The organism is Shewanella sp. SW32 (assembly GCF_025653365.1).
GTDB classification, from domain to species: domain Bacteria; phylum Pseudomonadota; class Gammaproteobacteria; order Enterobacterales; family Shewanellaceae; genus Shewanella; species Shewanella oncorhynchi.
The window spans coordinates 23,160-42,124 of the sequence record NZ_JAKKSJ010000041.1 but is presented as its reverse complement, the minus strand read 5'-3'; the positions used below and the strand labels follow the sequence as shown (position 1 = coordinate 42,124).

The following is an 18,965-nucleotide window of genomic DNA, read 5'->3' as shown; positions in this document are numbered from 1 at the left end:
GTGCGATAAGGCTATTCAATAAATTCCCTCATGTACGTAAAAAGCTATGGGGCAATAGCTTTTGGGCCAGAGGTTATTTTGTAGATACAGTAGGTGTTAATGAAGAAATCATTAGACGATATGTGCGCCATCAAGATAAACAAGATCAGGAACATGAGGCTCAATTGTCGTTGCAGATGATGTAGTTTTTGGAATAGCCCCTTCCAGGGGCAAGTCAAAGCCGCCTTCTAAGAAGGCGGATTCTTTACTGGGGCGGTTGGCAACAACAAGGCAAATAGCGCTTTGATAGGGAGTTTAACGTACTGAGTTAGGCCTCTGTAGGCTAGTCGTTTGAACTTATTGAATAAAGACGAGGCAAAAAATGGGCAAAAAAAACCGTACTTCTTGTAAAAGAAAGTACGGACTTGAGCCAGAGGACTCATTTTTACCCTGAGTAACGCTAATAATTTAGCAGAGTGTCAAAAAATTGGCAAGTGACATTATTATGGCGTTCTTCTTTTTTGCTCACAGGGTGACATATTCATAGTTTAACTAAATCAAACGATTAAGTATTTTTGGTGATAAAAGATGAAAAATACCACTCTAACGATGAAACTCAAGTGGCAAAGTTTCTGTCAAACAACTGTAATCAATAACAACAAGAATGCTTGTAGGTGGTCATATGAGAGTTTTTCCTGTCTACGCACCTAAGCTTATCGTTAAGCACGCGCGTATTTTTCTCACTGGTGTTATTTGGGTTAAAGATTTAGGACGATTGGAATTTGAGAAGGGACGGTTTTTACTGCCAAGAAAAAGCCTGCCAAAAGTGAAGCAGGCTATTTTAGAATTGAACGAACTGATCGAAGCGCAGCATCATCAAACTAATGCAGTTTAGATTTCGCTGTTTAACAAGCCAACAAGGCCAGTCACTTTTTCGTTCCAAGAAGTGAGTTCTTCTTGTAGTTGCTGGTTTTGCTCATTCAATTGTTGATTGTGCTCACTCAGCGTAGACGCTTTTTGCTTCTCTTCTTCAAGCTCCATTTTTAGAAGCTCGATAGTTTCGAGTGCAGCCTGGATTTTGGTTTCCAGTTTGGACAGTAATTCAAGGCTCATCTGGAGAGTCCTATGGTTTCTGGATGGGACTGTGATTCTAGCAGTGCCTAGAACTTAAGGAATAGCGATTCTTGCCGTTTGGTTAAAAAACACCCTATTACTGGGTTCTAAATTAAGTTTTTTTGCATTTGTTATTAACTCGTTAGTATTCTTGGTTTTATTTTTTATCGGAATGGTCCATGTCGCCTAGTTTGCTCGCCATACTCCCGTTACTGTTGACCTTAACCTTAGCCCTGTTTTTACGCCGCACGCTGGTGGCGTTAGGCGTTGGTATCGTCTCTGGCGCCCTATTGATCGCCCAATTTGACCCGCTGCAAACGGGGTTGTATTTGCTTGATATCGGTGTAAAACAATTTTATGCCCAAGGTGCTTGGCAAGCGTGGCATCTCAATGTGCTGTTCGCCATGTTACTGCTCGGTAGCATGACGCAATTGTTAGCACGTGGCGGTGCCGTGGGGCAGTTTGGTGATTGGCTGTATAGCCGTATTCGTACTGAACGTCAGGCGCGTCTTGGGGTCGTATTTCTTGGTTGGTTAGTGTTTATCGATGGGATTTTCAGTTGTCTTGCTGTCGGCCATGTGTGTCAGCCGCTCAGCCAGCGTTATGGTATTCGCCATGAGCAGCTCGCCTATTTAGTTGATTCCAATGCTTCGCCTTTATGCGCGCTATTGCCTTTCTCCAGTTGGGGCCCTTATGTGATGGCGCTTATCGCGGGGATCAGCTTTTTGCCCGTGTCGCCGCTGGAAGCCTTTATTGAGGTGGCCTTATTTAACTTTTACGCCATAGTGACCTTAGGCTTGTCCGTACTCGTCGCTTGGTATGGCGTAGGTTTTCACTCTTTTGTTGCTGTTACTGCTGTGGAATCCTCCAATACGGTCGAGGTTAAGGGAAATCCTTGGCTGCTCGCAATCCCTATGCTGACTCTGCTGTCTGCTTCAGTGGGATTAACTTTGTGGTCTGGGGCTCAGCAGGTCTCTTCTTGGGATGTGTCACTCTGGCTTGCTAAGGCTGATATTGGCGCTTCTATGCGCGATGCTTGTTTGTTGGCAACCTTGGTCACTCTTGCCATGTTAGGCTTGTCTGGGCGACGTTTAACGGCGTTAGTGGGGGATTTGAGCCACGGAGTTCGCATGATCTCCTTCGCCATTGCGATTTTACTCTGCACTTGGATGATTGGCGCTGTGATCCAAGATCTTGGCGTCGCTAAATTATTGGCTGCTTGGGCTAAGGCTTATCTTTCTCCGCACCTGCTGGTAGCGGGAATGTTTTTACTCTGCGCGATAATGGCTTTTGCGACGGGTTCAAGCTGGGGAACATTTGCAATTATGATCCCTATTGGCGCAGAGATTGCCCATAACTTAGATCCTCATTTGTTGTTACCTGTACTGAGCGCTGTGATGGCGGGGTCGGTTTTTGGCGACCACTGCTCGCCCATTTCAGATACCAGCGTGCTCAGTGCGACCAGCTCAGGTTGCGCTCCCCATGACCATGTGGTGACTCAGTTACCCTTTGCTTTGATCGCGGCATGCGCAGCATTAGTCGGATTTCAATTAGTCAATTTAGCCGTGGCGACGCCGTTAGTGTGGCTGGCAGTGGTGAGCTGTAGCCTAGGATTATTTGCCTTGATGGCACGTTTTTATTCACCTTTGCCCAGATTTGTGGCGCAGACATAAAGCCTGTTTATCGTTAAAATAGCCGATTCGGTTCTTGCTGAGCCATTTATTTAAGTGCATCTGATTTAAGAGATTATCAATATGAGTATTACCCGTTTAGATGTAGGTACCCGCATGAGCAGTATAGTGATCCACCAAGGTACTGTGTATCTGTGTGGTCAAGTGGCGAAGGACAAGTATCAAGGCATCACCGAGCAAACTGTCACTATGCTTGAGGAGGTCGATACCTTGTTAGCGCAGGCGGGAAGTTCGCGTGAGTATTTACTGTCAGCGACTATTTATCTGAAAGATATGGGTGATTATGATGCAATGAATGCGGTATGGGATGCTTGGGTGCCTAAAGGCCATGCGCCAGCCCGCGCTTGTGTGCAAGCCGCTATTGCCGAGCCAGAATATTTGGTTGAAGTCTCTGTGATTGCGGCGGTTGCGGTTTAAGCGCTAAGCTATTTTTCGTCCCGTTTAGAAACCTGTTTCGATTCCTATTTCGAATCCTGTCACCGAGTGTCATGACTCGGTGAAGCTTTTCCGCAATACACCTCGCTAACTAAACCTGTATTGTTCAGCAGGTCCACTCTCTTCTAACAAAACCCTTTAGCTTTAACCTAATAAGTATTCCATTAAATGTGTAGGGACAAGCGGCGGATGATCCCCATATTGTTCTGAGAGTGCGGTGGCGATAGTCTCAATATCTTGTTGGGCTAAGCCTTGTGCGATAATGGCAAACGCCCAAGGAGCCTCGGTTTTGAGTTTGAGGAAATAAGGCGTTTCGACAAATTGTGCGAGTGAGTAAGCGGAGCCTCCTAAACCATGCCCCCAACCTTCGCTGACCTGAAAGGGTCTATCCAGATGTGCCATATCAAATTCAATGAGATGGGGGTATTTGCCGTTATGCCCACCGATCCAGTGACCGATTTCAACCGATAAAATCATAGTTGCCATGTTATATCCTTTGCTAGGGTTGCTTGGCCGCAATGAGTACTCGGCTAAATTCAGCATTAGGCTCGAGGGGCGTGATGGCGGCGATATGGTCGAGTCTAAGGGATTGTTTAGTTTGTTGCAGTTGTATGATAAGCCACTCAGTTTTGTCGGCTCTTGTCTGCGTGGTGATGGCTTTACCTTGGCACTGGGTGCCATCAATAAGCTCAATGTTGAGTTGATAACCACGCAGACAAGCGAGTTCGAGATAGTCGTAGTGGGCGCAGGGGATCATTTTATAATCTGACATAGGATCATCTCATTGGAAGTTCGACCCTATTGTGGCAAAAATACTTGCCATTGGCATTATGTGTGACCCAATGCGGATTGTTTTATTCTGTCTCTGAGGCCGTGTGAAAAGTTGAACCAAGCGTGTTAGCGAGTTTTTTATTTGCTTAGACCTTTAGATATGCGCGCCCCTCTTGACTTTATTCCTGTCGCTCCCTAGTCTGCTTGTTCAGTAATCAAGGTGGTATGCGATGGAAATAACTTACAATTTAAAACCTGCGTCCGAGCGCCGTACTGAGCAATTCAAGCCCGAAGGGAATGTGGGCTTTGGTAGCCTCAGAACCGATCATATGTTTTTGATGGATTATCATGATGGACAATGGTGCGATCCGCGCATCGTTCCTTATGGACCATTTGAAATGGCACCGGGTGCAATGGCGTTGCATTATGGCCAGTCGATCTTCGAAGGCGCTAAAGCCTTTATGCATGAAGACGGTGAGATTTATACTTTCCGTATTAATAAGAATGCCGAGCGGATGAATCGCTCCGCCGATATCGTCTGTATTCCCAATATCGATGAACAAATGCAGATGGATGCGATCAATGCGTTGATCGATGTCGATCGCCTCTGGTTCCCGATGCAAGAAGGCGCGTGTCTGTATATTCGTCCTTTTATTTTTGCGACCGAAGACCGCCTCTCTGTGAGCCCAAGTTCGCGTTATACCTTCTGTGTCGTGTTAAGCCCAAGTGGCGCTTATTACGCGGCTGGCGTGAACAAAGGCATACGCTTGCTGATCAGCAAAACTTTCCATCGTGCTGTATCGGGTGGCACTGGCGCCTCAAAAGCCGCGGGTAACTATGCGGCTTCGTTGCGTGCGGGTAAAGCGGCGGCAGCCTTTGGTGCATCGCAAGTGTTATATCTCGATTCGACCAATCAACAGATTGAAGAAGCGGGCGCGATGAACCATTTCCACATCTTAAAAGATGGCACTGTGATTATTCCAACCTTCACAGATACTATTTTGAAGTCGATCACCTCGCAATCCATTATGGAATTGGGTGAGATGCTCGGTTGTGAAGTGCGCCAAGAGACTGTCATGCTTGATAAATTTATCGCTGATATTGAATCAGGTGAAATTATCGAGGCGGGTGGTTTTGGGACGGCGGCCGTGGTTTCTGCTGTGGGCTCCTACATTTTTGAAGATGGCCATGTTGTCACTGTCGGTAATGGTGAAGTGGGCGAGCATGTTCAGCGCATCTATAAACTGTATACCGAAATCCAAAAGGGCCATATTAAAGGTCCTGAAGGCTGGGTTAAGCGTGTTGAACGTTTAGCAAAGTAAGGAATTTGTGGTGATGTATAAAGGCTCCTAGGAGCCTTTTTTATTGGCTGTTTTTGTCGATAATGCCTTAAATCAAAGTGGCTGTGGCTTAGATTGATTTTTGAGTAGGGTTAAACAATCTTCGGCATTTAAGGGTTTACTCAGTAAAAAACCTTGTACTTGATCGCAACCTTGCATCGCCAAGAAGTTAAGCTGTTCTTGGGTCTCTACGCCTTCGGCGACGACATTCAGTTCTAAGCTGTGAGCGAGGGCAATAATGGCGCTGGTGATGGCGGCATCGTCGGGATCGTTGGTGATGTCTCTGACAAATTCTCGATCGATTTTGAGTGTGTCTATCGGGAAGCGTTTGAGATAGCTTAGGCTCGAATAACCCGTACCAAAATCATCCACGGCTATGGTCAATCCTAGGGCCTTGAGTTTAGATAGGATGCTGACCGACTCTTGCGGATTGCCCATGATCATTGATTCAGTAAGCTCAAGCTCAAGAGATTGAGCCGGGAGACCTGATACGGCTAAAGCGACTTCGATGGTGGAGATAATGTCCGCCTTCAGTTGGCGAGCCGATAGGTTGACGGCAATAGTGATCCCGTTAAATCCTAAGCTATTCCATTCGGCTAATTGCTGGCAAGCATGATTGATCACCCAATGGCCAATTTGGGTGATGATACCCGTTTCTTCCGCCAGCGGAATAAACTCGACGGGGGAAATGGGGCCAAGTTCAGTGTGATACCAACGTAAAAGTGCTTCCAGTCCTGTGAGTGAACCATCTCGTAAACAGAATTTAGGTTGATAAACCAAGCTTAGTTCTTTGCGTTGGATAGCTTCCTTTAAACCACTTTCGAGTTGTACATGACGGGTGGCGATTTCATTCAACTTAGAGGTATAAAACTGAAAGTTATTTCGACCTGATGATTTTGCGTGGTACATGGCGGTATCGGCAAATTTAATCAGTGAGTCGGCATTGTCCGCATCGTTAGGATATAAGCTGATACCAATTGAGGTCGAAATGGTCAGCGTTTTATCGTCCAATAGGAAGGGCGTTTGGAATGCTCTGAGCACTTTTTCTGAGATCAGGGTTGCGGCTTTTGTTTTCGCAACACCTTCTAAAATAATAGTAAATTCATCGCCACCTAAGCGTGCGACAGTATCGCCATCACGTACCGCATTTTGCAGTCGTCTTGCCACGGCTTTCAGTAACAAATCCCCGACATGATGACCCATAGAGTCGTTGATATGTTTAAAGCGGTCGAGGTCTAAGAACAGCAAGGCAACGATATTATTCGCTCTGTGCGCTTGAGTAATCGCGTGATTGAGCCTGTCTTGAAATAAGGTTCGGTTCGGTAAGCCAGTTAATGTGTCGAAGCTGGCGAGGAAACGCAGATCTTCTTCGGCTTTTTTTCGCTCTGTGATGTCAGTAAATACTGCAACGAAGTGACTGGTTTCGCCTTTGATATCGATCACTTGGTTGATTTCAAGCCAGACTAAAATGGCCTGACGTTGTTTATTGCGGATCCACAGTTCTCCTACCCAATGTTTGTGACGCAGTAGCTGTTGTTCAATCGTATTGAACAACTCCCGCTGTTGGCGACTAAAGGCTAGGTGAATGAAATGCCTGTCGGTTATTTGGCGTTCTGTGTACCCTGTAATGGCACAAAATGCTGGGTTGACCGAACGAATTCGATAATTTAATCCTCCCACTACAACGGCTTCGTTCATACTGTTGAGCACTTGTGATGACAGTACCAACTCGTTTTCAATCAGTTTGCGCGAGGTAATGTTACGGTTGGTCCCTGTCATACGGATCGGATTATCTAGGGTATCTTTTTCCACCACTTTACCGCGGTCTAAAATCCATACCCAATTACCGGGGGAGCGTTCGACTCGGTACTCTGCTTCGAAGAAAGGCGAACGACCTTGAAGGTGTTCGTTAAGCTCAAATTTGAATCTTTCTCTATCCTCTGAGTGCATGCTCTCATGGGCTATATTGCTGCTATTCCAATGGGGGACTGAAGAATCCATATTGGTACGATAAACTCGATTTTCTGGTATGTTCCAGTCCCACATGCCATCGCCAGAGGCCCAAAGTGCAAGTTTGAGTCGCTCCTCTGAGGCGCGGATACTGGTTTCAAATTCGCGCTGTTGCTGACGTTTTCTTTTACGCCAGATAATGATCCAAGCCAACAGCCATAGAGAGAGCAAGCTATAGAGGGCGTAGGCGAACTGAGTTCGATAGAAGGGCGCTTTTACATGAAGATCGACAGAAAGGGCGTAGTCACCTTGAGAGTTGTATTGCAGCCCATGGCGAACATGCAGTTGGTAGTGACCAGGATTAATATTGGTAAAGGTAATTTCATTACCTGTGGGGAGCTCATGCCATTCGTTATCAAATCCCTCAAGAAAATAGCTGAAGCGGTTTTTACCCGTATAGCTGAAATCCAATGAGGTCACCTCAAAACTGATCAGCTGATCGCTATAGTCCATTACTATGCTAGGTGGATGGCTCAAATCGAGAATAGTGTGCCCTTTACCCGCAATACTATAGCCAGTGAGTGCGACTTTAACATCGGGTCGTTGATCTGGAATTGACTTTGGATTGAAACGATTTATGCCATTAATGCCACCAAACCAGAGATCGCCATCGCTGTCTTCAAGTTTTACGCCACCGTTAAACTCCAGTGCTTGTAGCCCTTCTTGCTCATTAAATATGATGACACGATTGGTTTTAGGATTGAGCTTTCCTATCCCCGCATTACTACTAAACCAAATGTTGTGTTCTTGATCCTCGAGTAAGGCATAGATGGTATCACTTGGTAATCCCTGATTGCGGGTATAGTGGCTAAAACCTGCATCAGTCTCTTGGGACGGTAACTTGCTGATCCCACCATGGGTGGCAAACCATACCTCGCCCGATTTTGTGACTAAAATATCGCGGACGCGGTTGTTGATCAGGCTGTTTTTGTCTGAGGATTGATGGAAGTAGGATTTACCTGTGCCTGTTTTCATATCCAGCTTAAGCAGGCCATCGAGAGTACCTATCCATAGCGTGTCTTTGTGTGTTCTGAGGATTAAAAACTGGTTTTGTGCCGGATAGAAATTATCAATATGTGCCAATGAGATAAAAGTAAATTCATCGGTATCTATCGCCTTACGGTAGAGGGCATTGGTTGTTGCCACCCAGAGGCGACCTTGCTCATCAATATCTAAACTACGGATATAATTGGTTTCTGAGCCTTGATCAGTGCGTTCTGTCACCTTGAGTAACTGGAAGTGGCCATCTAGCGCCAGTCGACCTAGCCCATAGTTAGTGGCAAACCAAAGCACGCCATTTTTGTCTTGGTCTATATCTCGCAGGATAAGATTCAAGTTGCGTTGATGCATCCCTAAGGCGTTAGCAAAGAGCTCCGTGTAGTGTTCATATTTTCCATTGGCCAACATGCGTTTAAGCCCAGCACCTTCGGTGCCTATCCATAGCGCATTATCTTGGCTGCGGAACAAGGTGCGAATGTTGTTACTTTGTTGCGACAGGTTAGGGGTGGATTCGTAAATATGCTGAAAATACTGACGACGGGTATTAATTTTATCTAGACCAGAATAACTGGCACCTAACCATAAATTACCAAAGGGATCTTGCAGTAAGCTCAGCATGTTATTTTCACTGATACTGTTGGTACGCTTAGGATCATACCTGTGGTAGGTCGCAGTAAATGCTTTATCGTTTCTCTCGAGTTGAATAAGACCAGCTTCTGGCCCAACAACCCAAAAATTACCCTGTTCAGTTTGGATAAAGTCCTTAATGTAAGGCACATTATCGTCTGTCTGCCAGAGGATTTCGCCCTGTTGTGAGGCCAAGTTGTAATGCCATAATTGCTCACCCAGAGCTAAAGTGATCGCATTAGCGGAATGTGCCCTAATTTGATGTGCAGTGAGATTCTGCGGGACATTTAAGCGAGTGATAGTATTGGCACTGACAGCAAAGGTGCCGCTATCTTGTGTTCCTGCCAGAAGGTAAGTGTCTTCAACATTGACTAAGCTGGTGATGTGGGGTTGAACACTATTACCTAAGTTTACTTGGGTAATGCGTTTGGTTTTGGTCGATAGGGAAAATAGTCCTGCTTTAGTACCAATCCAGAGTGTATTGCCTACAACGCTGAGTTTGGTTGTGCGCGGATCGGTAAGCCCTTGTTCTTGGCCAAAGTGTTCAAAGGTCCCTGTGCTCAAATCGAGTCGATTTACCCCTTGGCTGAAAGTCGAAACCCAGATATTACCTTCTGAGTCTTGAATAATGTCAGAGACATAGCTCTCAGAAATACTCCTCGGATCATTGGGTGAATGGGGGAAAATATTGAAGCTGTGACCGTTATAAGCATGCAAACCATCTTGAGTGCCAATCCATAACATACCGGCATTGTCCATAAACAGGCTAGTAATCGTATTTTGGGTAAGGCCATCTTCACTGCGAATATGTTCAAATTTGAGCTGTGTAGAAGCCGCGCTCAATGGTTGAGCTAATCCATTGCACGAGATCCCCCACAAACTTAGGATAAAAAGCGTACTTAACATTAGCTTGTGGATTAGTTGACTCAAATTTTCCCCTACCAAAAACGGACCCATCCTGATTAGGTTTCTATTTAGTTTAGTTCTTAGCCTAGACCTTACATGCCATTTTGCTGTAAAAATGCGACTTAAATTGCTGACTTGGTTTAAAAATAACCAAAATCAATGGGCGCGATTCTGTAATAGATCATGCAATATATTAACTGTACCGTTTCACTGCCAATATTCTTTTTATGACGAGTTTGTATTCTGGCGTTTTTGCTAAAGGATCTTAGCATTGTTTCAGGTATGTCAACATATCATGCTAAGACAAATACGGGCGAAGCAGATTAAAATGATGGGCGAGAATAGAAAAAAGACCTTGCCGGAAGGGGGAGAAGCAAGGTCTTTGGTTGAACTGTTTACTTAGATAAAATTACGCAGCGGGCACCCGCACAAAACCTTCCATCAGTACGCGAGCGCTGCGGCTCATAATGGCTTTGACGACTGTCCATTCACCATTCACTAAGTTTGCCTCGGCGCCAACGCGCAAGGTGCCAGAGGGATGGCCGAAACGTACAGCATCTATCGTTTTGTGAGTGTCTCCACCGCTTGCGGCTAAGTTGACTAAAGTGCCGGGAATTGCTGCCGCCGTGCCAATTGCCACTGCCGCCGTGCCCATCATGGCGTGGTGCAACTTACCCATAGACAGGGCACGCACCAGTAGGTCGATATCCTCTGCAGCCACCGATTTTCCGCTCGAGGACACATAGGTCTGTGGTTTGGCGACAATGGCAATTTTAGGGGTATGCTGGCGTGATGCGGCTTCATCTATATGTGAAATCAATCCCATACGCACTGCGCCATAGGCACGAATAGTCTCAAATTTGGCAAGGGCGGCGTTGTCGCTATTAATATCATCCTGCAACTCAGTGCCTGTGTAGCCTAAGTCTTCTGCATTGATAAAAATGGTGGGAATGCCAGCGTTGATCATAGTGGCGTTAAAGCTGCCAATGCCCGGCACGTCTAGCACATCGACAACATTACCCGTAGGGAACATGCTGCCAGCGTCACCACTAGTATCACCATCAGCATCGGCGGCGGGGTTCATAAACTCGATTTGCACTTCGGCGGCAGGAAAGGTCACACCATCGAGTTCAAAATCACCGGTTTCTTGCACTTCACCGTGGGTGATGGGTACATGGGCGATAATGGTTTTGCCTATGTTGGCCTGCCAAATTCGCACAGTACAGACGCCATTTTGTGGAATGCGGGCCGTATCAATCAAGCCATTGCTGATGGCAAAGGCACCGACGGCAGCGGTTAAGTTGCCGCAGTTACCACTCCAATCGACAAAGGGTTTGTCGATAGCAACTTGGCCAAAGAGGTAGTCGACATCGTGATCCGAGCGGGTGCTCTTAGAGAGGATCACTGTCTTGCTGGTGCTTGAGGTGGCGCCACCCATACCATCGATCTGTTTGCCGTAAGCGTCTGGGCTGCCTATTACGCGTAGTAACAAGGCATCACGTGCCGGGCCAGCAACTTGTGCGGCCTCTGGTAAATCTTGCAAGCGGAAAAACACGCCCTTACTGGTGCCGCCGCGCATATAAGTTGCGGCGACTTTGATTTGGGGCGGGAAAAGATTGTTACTCATGCTATTAACTCCAAGGGGAATAGCGATACAGGTTAGTGTCGATATCAAAGGCGGTAATCTTCAATTGGCATTACCGCCTTTTTAGCGCGAGTGTTACTTCAGGTTTGACTCTAAAAAGTCTTGCGCGAAGCGTTGCAATACGCCGCCCGCCTCGTAGATTGAGACTTCTTCGGCGGTATCGAGACGACAGGTTACTGGCACTTCGATGCGCTCACCGTTTTTACGGGTGATAACGACGGTCAAATCCGCTCGTGGCGCTGGCGTGCCGAGGACATCGAACACTTCGGTGCCGTCGATGGCGTAGGTGGCGCGGTTGTCGCCGGCTTTAAATTCCAGTGGTAAAACACCCATACCCACTAAGTTAGTGCGATGAATGCGCTCGAAACCTTCGGCAACAATGGCCTCAACGCCCGCTAAACGCACGCCTTTGGCGGCCCAGTCGCGGGACGAACCTTGGCCGTAGTCTGCACCCGCGATAATTATCAGCGGTTGCTTACGTTCCATATAGGTTTCAATCGCTTCCCACATGCGGGTGACCTGGCCTTCGGGCTCGATACGCGTCAGTGAGCCTTGTTGCACTTTACCGTCAATAATTGCCATCTCGTTTTTAAGTTTAGGATTGGCAAAGGTTGCGCGCTGGGCAGTTAAGTGATCGCCCCTGTGGGTGGCGTAGGAGTTAAAGTCTTCCTCCGGCAAGCCCATCTTGTGCAGGTATTCGCCCGCGGCGCTGTCGAGCATAATGGCGTTCGACGGCGATAAATGGTCGGTGGTGATGTTGTCACCCAGCACCGCTAGTGGCCGCATGCCCTTGAGTGCGCGTTCACCCGCCAATGCGCCTTCCCAGTAAGGTGGACGACGAATATAAGTAGATTGCGGGCGCCAATCGTACAGCGGACTAATTTGCTCGCCGTAATCGACGGCTAAATCGAACATAGGCTCGTACACTTTGCGGAACTGCTCAGGTTTAACACTGGTCGCAATCACGGCATCGATTTCTTCATCCGATGGCCAGATATCAATCAGTTTGACTGGGTTGCCGTCTTTATCTAATCCCAGCACATCCTTTTCGATATCGAAACGTATGGTGCCGGCAATCGCGTAGGCCACCACCAATGGCGGCGATGCCAAGAAGGCTTGTTTGGCATAGGGATGGATGCGGCCATCGAAGTTACGGTTGCCCGATAATACGGCGGTGGCGTACAAGTCGCGGTCGATCACTTCTTTTTGGATCACAGGGTCCAGCGCGCCGCTCATACCGTTACAGGTGGTGCAGGCAAAGCCGACAATCCCAAAGCCAAGTTGCTCAAGCTCAGGTAATAAATTGGCTTCTTCTAAATAGAGTTGTACCGCTTTGGAACCGGGGGCCAGTGAGGTTTTGACCCAAGGTTTGCGGCTTAAGCCTTTGGCGTTGGCGTTGCGGGCAATTAGGCCGGCGGCAATCACGTTACGTGGATTGCTGGTGTTAGTGCAGCTGGTGATGGCGGCGATAATCACGGCGCCATCTGGCATTAGGCCAGGTTCGTTTTCGACCACACCGCTAATGCCGCGCTCGGCGAGTTCCGAGGTTGGCACCCGAGCATGTGGATTCGACGGGCCGGCAATGGTGCGTACCACTGACGAGAGGTCAAAGTGTAATACGCGTGGATATTCGGCCTGTTTTAAGTCATCGCTCCACAAACCTGCAGTTTTAGCATAGGTTTCAACCAGTTTGACTTGCTCGGCTTCGCGGCCGGTTAAGGTCAAATAATCCAGCGTTTGTTGATCGATATAGAACATGGCGGCGGTGGCGCCAAATTCAGGTGTCATGTTCGAAATGGTGGCGCGATCGCCCAGTGTCAGCGCTGATGCGCCTTCGCCGAAGAACTCTAGATAAGAGGACACCACTTTTTGTGCGCGTAAAAATTCGGTAAGCGCCAGTACTATGTCGGTCGCCGTGATGCCAGCTTGCGGCTTGCCCGTTAGCTCGACACCGATAATGTCTGGCAGGCGCATATAGGATGCGCGTCCCAGCATCACACTTTCGGCTTCTAGCCCGCCGACCCCAATGGCGATAACGCCCAGTGCATCTACGTGTGGTGTATGGCTGTCGGTGCCGACTAAGGTATCCGGGAAGGCGACACCGTCGCGAGCATGCACTACAGGTGACATACGCTCTAGGTTAATTTGATGCATGATGCCGTTCCCTTGCGGGATAACATCGATGTTTTTAAAGGCCTTTTTAGTCCAATTGATAAAGTGGAATCTGTCTTCGTTGCGTCTGTCTTCGATGGCGCGGTTTTTTGCAAAGGCATCTTTATCGTAACCGCCGTATTCCACTGCGAGGGAATGATCCACAATCAGTTGGGTTGGTACTACAGGGTTAACTTTGGCCGGATCGCCCCCCTTGGCGGCAATGGCATCACGCAGACCCGCAAGGTCAACTAAGGCGGTTTGGCCTAAAATATCGTGGCAGACCACGCGGGCGGGAAACCAAGGGAAATCCAGTTCTTGTTTAGATTCGATAATCTGTTTCAGCGAGTCGGTGAGTACCGCTGGATCGCAGCGGCGGACTAAGTTTTCCGCTAGCACGCGTGAGGTGTAGGGGAGCTTAGCGTAGCTGCCGGGGGCAATGGCCTCAACGGCCTCACGGGTATCGAAATAGTCGAGTGCAGTGCCTGGTAAGGGCTTGCGGTACTGGGTATTTATGATAGTGCTCATAACATCGGTGCTCATCACATGATCTATTGGAGATCTTAAAGAGAAACTGACGCCTTAGCGCCAGTTCATGTTTTTAAACATTAACGGTTAGCAATCGGCACCACTTTACGGGGTGCTACGCCCACATAATCGGCACTTGGGCGAATGATGCGGTTGTTAGAGCGTTGCTCCATCACATGCGCCGCCCAACCCGTTACCCGTGAACACACGAAAATAGGGGTAAACAATTTAGTCGGAATACCCATAAAGCAATAAGCGCTGGCGTGGAAGAAGTCAGCATTACAGAAGAGTTTTTTCTGTTCCCACATCAGGGCTTCACAGGCTACCGATACGCGGTAGAGGCGATCATCACCATAATCGGCGGCCAGCTTTTCAGACCATTCTTTGATAATGGCGTTACGTGGATCCGATTCGCGGTAAATCGCGTGACCGAAGCCCATGATCTTATCTTTACGCTCGAGTTTACCCATTAATATGTCGCGGGCATCGGCTTCGTCTTTCATGTCTTGGATCAGTTCCATCGCCGCTTCGTTTGCGCCGCCATGCAGCGGGCCGCGCAGTGAACCAATGGCACCAGTGACGCATGAATGCATGTCTGACAGGGTGGAAGCACAGACGCGAGCGGTAAAGGTTGATGCGTTAAATTCATGTTCTGCATAAAGAATTAACGATACGTCCATCACTTTAGCATGCAGTGCCGACGGCGCTTTGCCATGTAATAAGTGGAGGAAGTGTGCGCCAATTTGATCGTCATCGGTTTCAGTATCGATACGCACGCCATCGTGGCTAAAGCGATACCAGTAACAGATGATCGATGGGAATGCGGCTAAAAGGCGATCGGTGATTTCACTCTGTTCGCTAAAGTTGTGCTCGGCTTCTAAATTGCCTAGCATAGAGCAGCCAGTACGCATCACATCCATTGGATGAGTGTCAGCAGGAATGCGCTCTAACACTTCTTTTAAGGCTTGCGGCAGACCGCGAAGGCCTTTGAGTTTGATTTTGTAGGCATCAAGCTGGGCTTGAGTGGGCAACTCGCCGTAAAGAATGAGATAGGCGACTTCTTCGAAGGTGGCATTTTCACCGAGATCTTTCACATCATAACCGCGGTACGTGAGGCCCGAACCTGACACGCCCACTGTGCTTAATGCGGTTTCGCCCGCGCTTTGGCCACGTAGTCCTGCGCCGCTTAACTTTTTACCTTCTGACATAATGTAATCCTTCCGTTAACGCTATTTGATTATTGCCAGCGCCGAGCGCTGGCGTTTATTGGTTAAGGCTGCTGATGTAGGGCGGCAGCTTGTCGGTTATTTATCTTGGCTAAATAGTTGATCTAACTTGTCTTCAAAGGCGTGGTAGCCCAAGTATTGATACAAGTCTTTACGGGTTTGCATAGTGTCGAGCACGTTACGTTGATGACCATCATTCATCAGCGCTTGCATGACGTTCAGTGCCGCTTGGTTGGCTGCGCGGAACGTTCCCAGTGGATAGAGCACCATGTCGGCGCCTGCCTCGGCGAGTTCTTCTTTATTGAACAATTGGGTTTGGCCAAATTCAGTCATGTTGGCCAAAATCGGTGCTTTGACTTGCGCTTTAAAGTGGCGATATTGGTCTAGCTCAGTTAACGCTTCGGCAAAAATCATGTCAGCACCGGCAGCGATATAGGCTTTTGCGCGCTCAATACCCGCTTCTAAGCCTTCCACGGCGACCGCATCGGTACGCGCCATGATGACAAAGTTAGGATCGGTACGGGCATCGACGGCCGCTTTAATGCGATCGACCATTTCTTCAATGCTCACGACCGCTTTGTTAGGTCTATGGCCACAACGCTTTTGCGATACTTGGTCTTCCATGTGCACAGCAGCGACGCCGATTTTTTCGAATTCTTTAATGGTACGAGCAATGTTGAATGCGCCGCCCCAGCCAGTATCGATATCGACCAATAAAGGCACTTGCGTGGCAGAGGTGATGCGGCCTGCATCAATCAGCACGTCATTCATTGAGGTCATGCCCAAGTCAGGCAAACCGTAGGACGCATTGGCAACGCCAGCGCCCGAAAGATACAAGGCTTGGAAGCCTGTTTGTTCTGCCATCAAGGCAAAATAGGCATTGGTGGTGCCAACGATTTGTAACGGTTTAGCCTTAGCAAGAGCTTGGCGAAAACGTAATCCTGCGCTTTGGGTCATGGTCTTGTCCTTATCCTTTTCCATTTATGGGAAGTGGGCATATTGAGCCGTATAAACTTAGCTAATGCTGGCTAAGGTTTCTTTTGCGGCTGCATTGGCTTGCAATTCAATTAAGCGTAATTCGGTATTTTTACGCCCCTGTTCGATATGGCGGCGCATCAGCAAACTGGCGAGTTCACCATCGCGCTGGGCAATGGCTTCGACTATGCGTCTGTGCTCGGCAATCGCTTTCACGGGACGATTTTTATTAGTGCACTGGTAGCGATACATACGTAGCAGGTGGTACAGGCCGCCGACTAAGGTTTCCTGCAGATGCTTGTTACCGCTGGCTTGAATAATTTGGTAGTGAAAATCGACATCGCCTTCCTCTTGGAAGTAAGTATCGCCCTTGGCGAGCGCCGCTTCTTGTGTTGCGAGTAGATCTTCTAACTTGGCTAATTGTTCTGGGGTGATACGACTGGCGGCCAGTTCGCAGGCCATGCCTTCGAGTACGCTACGCAGTTGATATAAGTCGTTAAGTTCGCTCACTGTCAGTTGTGCGACGCGGGCGCCAACATGGGGGGCGCGCACCACTAAGCGTTGTCTTTCTAAGGTTTGCAGGGCTTCGCGGGTCGGGCCGCGGCTGATGCCGTATTTTTCGGCCAGTGCTTGCTCGTTAATCTTGCTGCCTGCAGGCAGTTCGCCCTTGATGATGCTGGTTTGGATCTGCACCAAAATTTGATCGGCGAGTGTGGTCGACGTTTTATCTGCCGAGGTCGATTTGACCTTATGCAGGTGGGAAACATGTGTGTCATCAGAAACGAACGTCGTGTCTTGCTTCAACATAGAGCGCATCACTATTAATAGGATTGTCGACAATGGGTAAAAAATAGCCCTCTCTTGGTGGATTGTCAACAATGTGTTTACTTAGACGTAAGTCTACATCCTAATTGCTTTTTATTTATTGTTTTGATTTTTATAGTTTTATTTTAATTTGTTCGTTTTTAATATTTTAGCTTATGAATTTTTAAATATTAAATTGTCAACAATGAAGTGGTTTTTGCCGTCCGTTCTTGTTGCAGTTGTTGATGGCTTTGGGGGAAATCGTCCAAATGCATTTTGCATGTTTGTCCTTCGCGTTATGCTATGGGCGGAATGACACGCTTGGAGGTGACCGTGGAAAAAGTGTTAGTGAGCAGTTGTTTACTCGGGCAAGCGGTGCGCTACGACGGTGATCATAACTTGATGGAGAGCGAACTTGTACAGACGTGGCTTGAGCAAGGACGGATTGTGGCGATTTGTCCCGAATGTGCAGGCGGTTTGCCAACACCCAGGCAGCCAGCGGAGCGGGTTGGGCAGCGTATCTTAACCGCTCAGGGTGAGGATGTGACCCACGCTTTTAGTCTGGGAGCCGATCTCGCCCTTAAGCTGGCGCAGCAAGAAGGGATTAAAGTGGCGATCCTAAAAGCCCGCAGTCCATCCTGTGGTAATAGGCAGATTTACGATGGTCAATTTGCTAAGCAATTAATCGCGGGACAGGGATTAACGGCTGAAAAACTCAGCGCCGCAGGGATAACCGTATTCAATGAATTTGAGTTATCCGCCGCAGCAGCATGGGTTGCCGAACTAGAGCAAAGTTAGAAAAGAACTGAGCAGATCTAGCTCGCTTGAGTGTGATTGGCGCTGTCGGCACTATCCGCGACATTTTGATTCGTTTGCAGTAAGGTATCGATTTGTTGATCTTTTTCCGCCCACACTTGGTTTAACCAGCGTTGGAACTCGACGCGATATTCAGATTCAGAGAAATAACGCGTTGGATCGACTTGAGGTACGGGCAACGCTCTTATCCTAACAATGATCTTAGTGACTTTACCGTTCATTACCCAAAACAGAATATCGTCAGGTGCATCGGGATAGACAATAGTCATATCCAGCAGGTTAGTAAATTGCTCACCCATGGCCGATAGGGTAAAGGCAATACCGCCCGCTTTAGGGCGTAACAAATGCTGATAAGGCGAGTTTTGGCGCTGATGTTTATCTTGGGTAAAACGGCTGCCTTCAACATAGTTAATGATTGACGTAGGCATATTTTTAAATTTTTCGCAGGCGCGGCGTGTGGTCGCTAAATCTTTGCCCTTAAGCTTCTGATTCTTCTTGAGTTTTGCCGGGCTAGTCCTGTTCATGAAAGGCATATCTAGCGCCCAACAACCCAGTCCCATAATCGGCACATAGGCGAGTTCTCTTTTGAGGAAGAACTTCAGCATAGGAATATGGTTGCGTAACACATAGGTTTGCGCGGCAATGTCGAATCCACTGAGATGGTTGCTGATCAGCAAGTACCAGCTGTTTTTATCGAGTCCTTCTAGGCCTTCGACGTCCCACTCAATTTTAGCGATCAAATATAGAATGCCACCGTTGCAGCAGGCCCACGCCCACATAAAACGATTCATAACCGTAGTCACCGCATTGCGAGCACTTTGTGCTGGCATCACGAGTTTTACTACTCCGCCAATGCTGATAAGTGAGCCCCAAACGGCGGTATTAATGATCAGCAAGCTTAAGCTCAGCATAAACAGCACTGAACCAGGCAGGAAATTCAACATAGTGG

Annotated in this window: 15 protein-coding genes and 1 pseudogene; 6 read left to right on the top strand and 10 right to left on the bottom strand. The window is 47.9% G+C overall.

The window, feature by feature from the left end:
• Together tnpA and L5M28_RS20010 are read left to right on the top strand one after the other, a co-directional pair.
• A pseudogene (gene tnpA / locus L5M28_RS20015) lies at positions 1-185 on the top strand (IS200/IS605-like element ISSod23 family transposase); the annotation flags it as partial.
• A gap of 476 nt (positions 186-661) precedes the next feature.
• Entirely contained in the window at positions 662-874 is a 213-nt protein-coding gene (locus L5M28_RS20010) for a DUF1107 domain-containing protein (protein ID WP_006083486.1), read from the top strand.
• Here L5M28_RS20010 and L5M28_RS20005 read toward each other — a convergent pair.
• Positions 871-1,092 carry a cell division protein ZapB gene (locus L5M28_RS20005; RefSeq protein WP_131524947.1) on the bottom strand — a complete coding sequence of 74 codons (222 nt, stop codon included), beginning with the start codon at positions 1,090-1,092 and terminating at the stop codon, positions 871-873. The genes L5M28_RS20010 and L5M28_RS20005 overlap by 4 nt on opposite strands.
• A gap of 179 nt (positions 1,093-1,271) precedes the next feature.
• On the opposite strand from L5M28_RS20005, the gene L5M28_RS20000 reads away from it, so the two are divergent.
• Together L5M28_RS20000 and L5M28_RS19995 are read left to right on the top strand one after the other, a co-directional pair.
• Complete coding sequence (locus tag L5M28_RS20000) at positions 1,272-2,765, top strand: Na+/H+ antiporter NhaC family protein (RefSeq protein WP_263204253.1); 1,494 nt, start codon at positions 1,272-1,274, stop codon at positions 2,763-2,765.
• Positions 2,766-2,846: 81 nt separating this feature from the next.
• Entirely contained in the window at positions 2,847-3,200 is a 354-nt protein-coding gene (locus tag L5M28_RS19995) for a RidA family protein (protein ID WP_219254231.1), read from the top strand.
• A 162-nt stretch (positions 3,201-3,362) separates the two neighbouring features.
• Here the strand turns inward: L5M28_RS19995 and L5M28_RS19990 are convergent, their stop codons facing one another.
• Positions 3,363-3,704, bottom strand: a complete 342-nt coding sequence (locus tag L5M28_RS19990) for a hypothetical protein (protein WP_263204252.1) — start codon at positions 3,702-3,704, stop codon at positions 3,363-3,365.
• A 13-nt stretch (positions 3,705-3,717) separates the two neighbouring features.
• Positions 3,718-3,990 (bottom strand): Rho-binding antiterminator, encoded by a 273-nt coding sequence (locus L5M28_RS19985; RefSeq protein WP_105251101.1) that lies wholly within the window; start codon positions 3,988-3,990, stop codon positions 3,718-3,720.
• Between the two features lie 229 nt (positions 3,991-4,219).
• Between L5M28_RS19985 and L5M28_RS19980 the strand changes: the two genes are divergently transcribed.
• Positions 4,220-5,311 (top strand): branched-chain amino acid aminotransferase, encoded by a 1,092-nt coding sequence (locus tag L5M28_RS19980; RefSeq protein WP_131524942.1) that lies wholly within the window; start codon positions 4,220-4,222, stop codon positions 5,309-5,311.
• Positions 5,312-5,383: 72 nt separating this feature from the next.
• Here L5M28_RS19980 and L5M28_RS19975 read toward each other — a convergent pair whose 3' ends face one another.
• From L5M28_RS19975 to L5M28_RS19950, 6 genes are all read right to left on the bottom strand, one after another.
• The gene (locus L5M28_RS19975; RefSeq protein ID WP_263204255.1) at positions 5,384-9,910 is read right to left on the bottom strand and encodes an EAL domain-containing protein; all 4,527 of its coding nucleotides are present in this window, start codon (positions 9,908-9,910) and stop codon (positions 5,384-5,386) included.
• 370 nt (positions 9,911-10,280) lie between these two features.
• Positions 10,281-11,498: a 2-methylaconitate cis-trans isomerase PrpF gene (prpF, locus tag L5M28_RS19970; RefSeq protein ID WP_263204251.1), complete on the bottom strand. Its 1,218-nt coding sequence runs from the start codon at positions 11,496-11,498 to the stop codon at positions 10,281-10,283.
• Between the two features lie 93 nt (positions 11,499-11,591).
• On the bottom strand, positions 11,592-14,195 hold the full coding sequence (gene acnD, locus L5M28_RS19965) for a Fe/S-dependent 2-methylisocitrate dehydratase AcnD (protein WP_263204250.1): 2,604 nt from the start codon (positions 14,193-14,195) through the stop codon (positions 11,592-11,594).
• An 80-nt stretch (positions 14,196-14,275) separates the two neighbouring features.
• Positions 14,276-15,403: a 2-methylcitrate synthase gene (gene prpC / locus L5M28_RS19960; protein ID WP_263204249.1), complete on the bottom strand. Its 1,128-nt coding sequence runs from the start codon at positions 15,401-15,403 to the stop codon at positions 14,276-14,278.
• A gap of 96 nt (positions 15,404-15,499) precedes the next feature.
• Complete coding sequence (gene prpB / locus L5M28_RS19955) at positions 15,500-16,378, bottom strand: methylisocitrate lyase (RefSeq protein WP_106649158.1); 879 nt, start codon at positions 16,376-16,378, stop codon at positions 15,500-15,502.
• 57 nt (positions 16,379-16,435) lie between these two features.
• Entirely contained in the window at positions 16,436-17,203 is a 768-nt protein-coding gene (locus L5M28_RS19950) for a GntR family transcriptional regulator (protein ID WP_263204248.1), read from the bottom strand.
• Positions 17,204-17,503: 300 nt separating this feature from the next.
• Here L5M28_RS19950 and L5M28_RS19945 point away from each other — a divergent pair, with 300 nt between their 5' ends.
• Positions 17,504-17,998: a DUF523 domain-containing protein gene (locus L5M28_RS19945; RefSeq protein WP_259579358.1), complete on the top strand. Its 495-nt coding sequence runs from the start codon at positions 17,504-17,506 to the stop codon at positions 17,996-17,998.
• Positions 17,999-18,015: 17 nt separating this feature from the next.
• On the opposite strand, the gene L5M28_RS19940 is transcribed toward L5M28_RS19945, so the two are convergent.
• On the bottom strand, positions 18,016-18,960 hold the full coding sequence (locus L5M28_RS19940; protein WP_263204247.1) for an acyltransferase: 945 nt from the start codon (positions 18,958-18,960) through the stop codon (positions 18,016-18,018).
• Positions 18,961-18,965: the final 5 nt, after the last annotated feature.

Coding starts and splice junctions, on each gene's coding strand:
- L5M28_RS20010 (WP_006083486.1), top strand. CDS start 662: ATGAGAGTTTTTCCTGTCTACGCACCTAAGCTTATCGTTAAGCACGCG.
- L5M28_RS19995 (WP_219254231.1), top strand. CDS start 2,847: ATGAGTATTACCCGTTTAGATGTAGGTACCCGCATGAGCAGTATAGTG.
- L5M28_RS20005 (WP_131524947.1), bottom strand. CDS start 1,092: ATGAGCCTTGAATTACTGTCCAAACTGGAAACCAAAATCCAGGCTGCA.
- L5M28_RS19980 (WP_131524942.1), top strand. CDS start 4,220: ATGGAAATAACTTACAATTTAAAACCTGCGTCCGAGCGCCGTACTGAG.
- L5M28_RS19990 (WP_263204252.1), bottom strand. CDS start 3,704: ATGGCAACTATGATTTTATCGGTTGAAATCGGTCACTGGATCGGTGGG.
- prpB (WP_106649158.1), bottom strand. CDS start 16,378: ATGACCCAAAGCGCAGGATTACGTTTTCGCCAAGCTCTTGCTAAGGCT.
- acnD (WP_263204250.1), bottom strand. CDS start 14,195: ATGAGCACTATCATAAATACCCAGTACCGCAAGCCCTTACCAGGCACT.
- L5M28_RS20000 (WP_263204253.1), top strand. CDS start 1,272: ATGTCGCCTAGTTTGCTCGCCATACTCCCGTTACTGTTGACCTTAACC.
- L5M28_RS19945 (WP_259579358.1), top strand. CDS start 17,504: ATGGGCGGAATGACACGCTTGGAGGTGACCGTGGAAAAAGTGTTAGTG.
- L5M28_RS19985 (WP_105251101.1), bottom strand. CDS start 3,990: ATGTCAGATTATAAAATGATCCCCTGCGCCCACTACGACTATCTCGAA.
- prpF (WP_263204251.1), bottom strand. CDS start 11,498: ATGAGTAACAATCTTTTCCCGCCCCAAATCAAAGTCGCCGCAACTTAT.
- prpC (WP_263204249.1), bottom strand. CDS start 15,403: ATGTCAGAAGGTAAAAAGTTAAGCGGCGCAGGACTACGTGGCCAAAGC.
- L5M28_RS19950 (WP_263204248.1), bottom strand. CDS start 17,203: ATGTTGAAGCAAGACACGACGTTCGTTTCTGATGACACACATGTTTCC.
- L5M28_RS19940 (WP_263204247.1), bottom strand. CDS start 18,960: ATGTTGAATTTCCTGCCTGGTTCAGTGCTGTTTATGCTGAGCTTAAGC.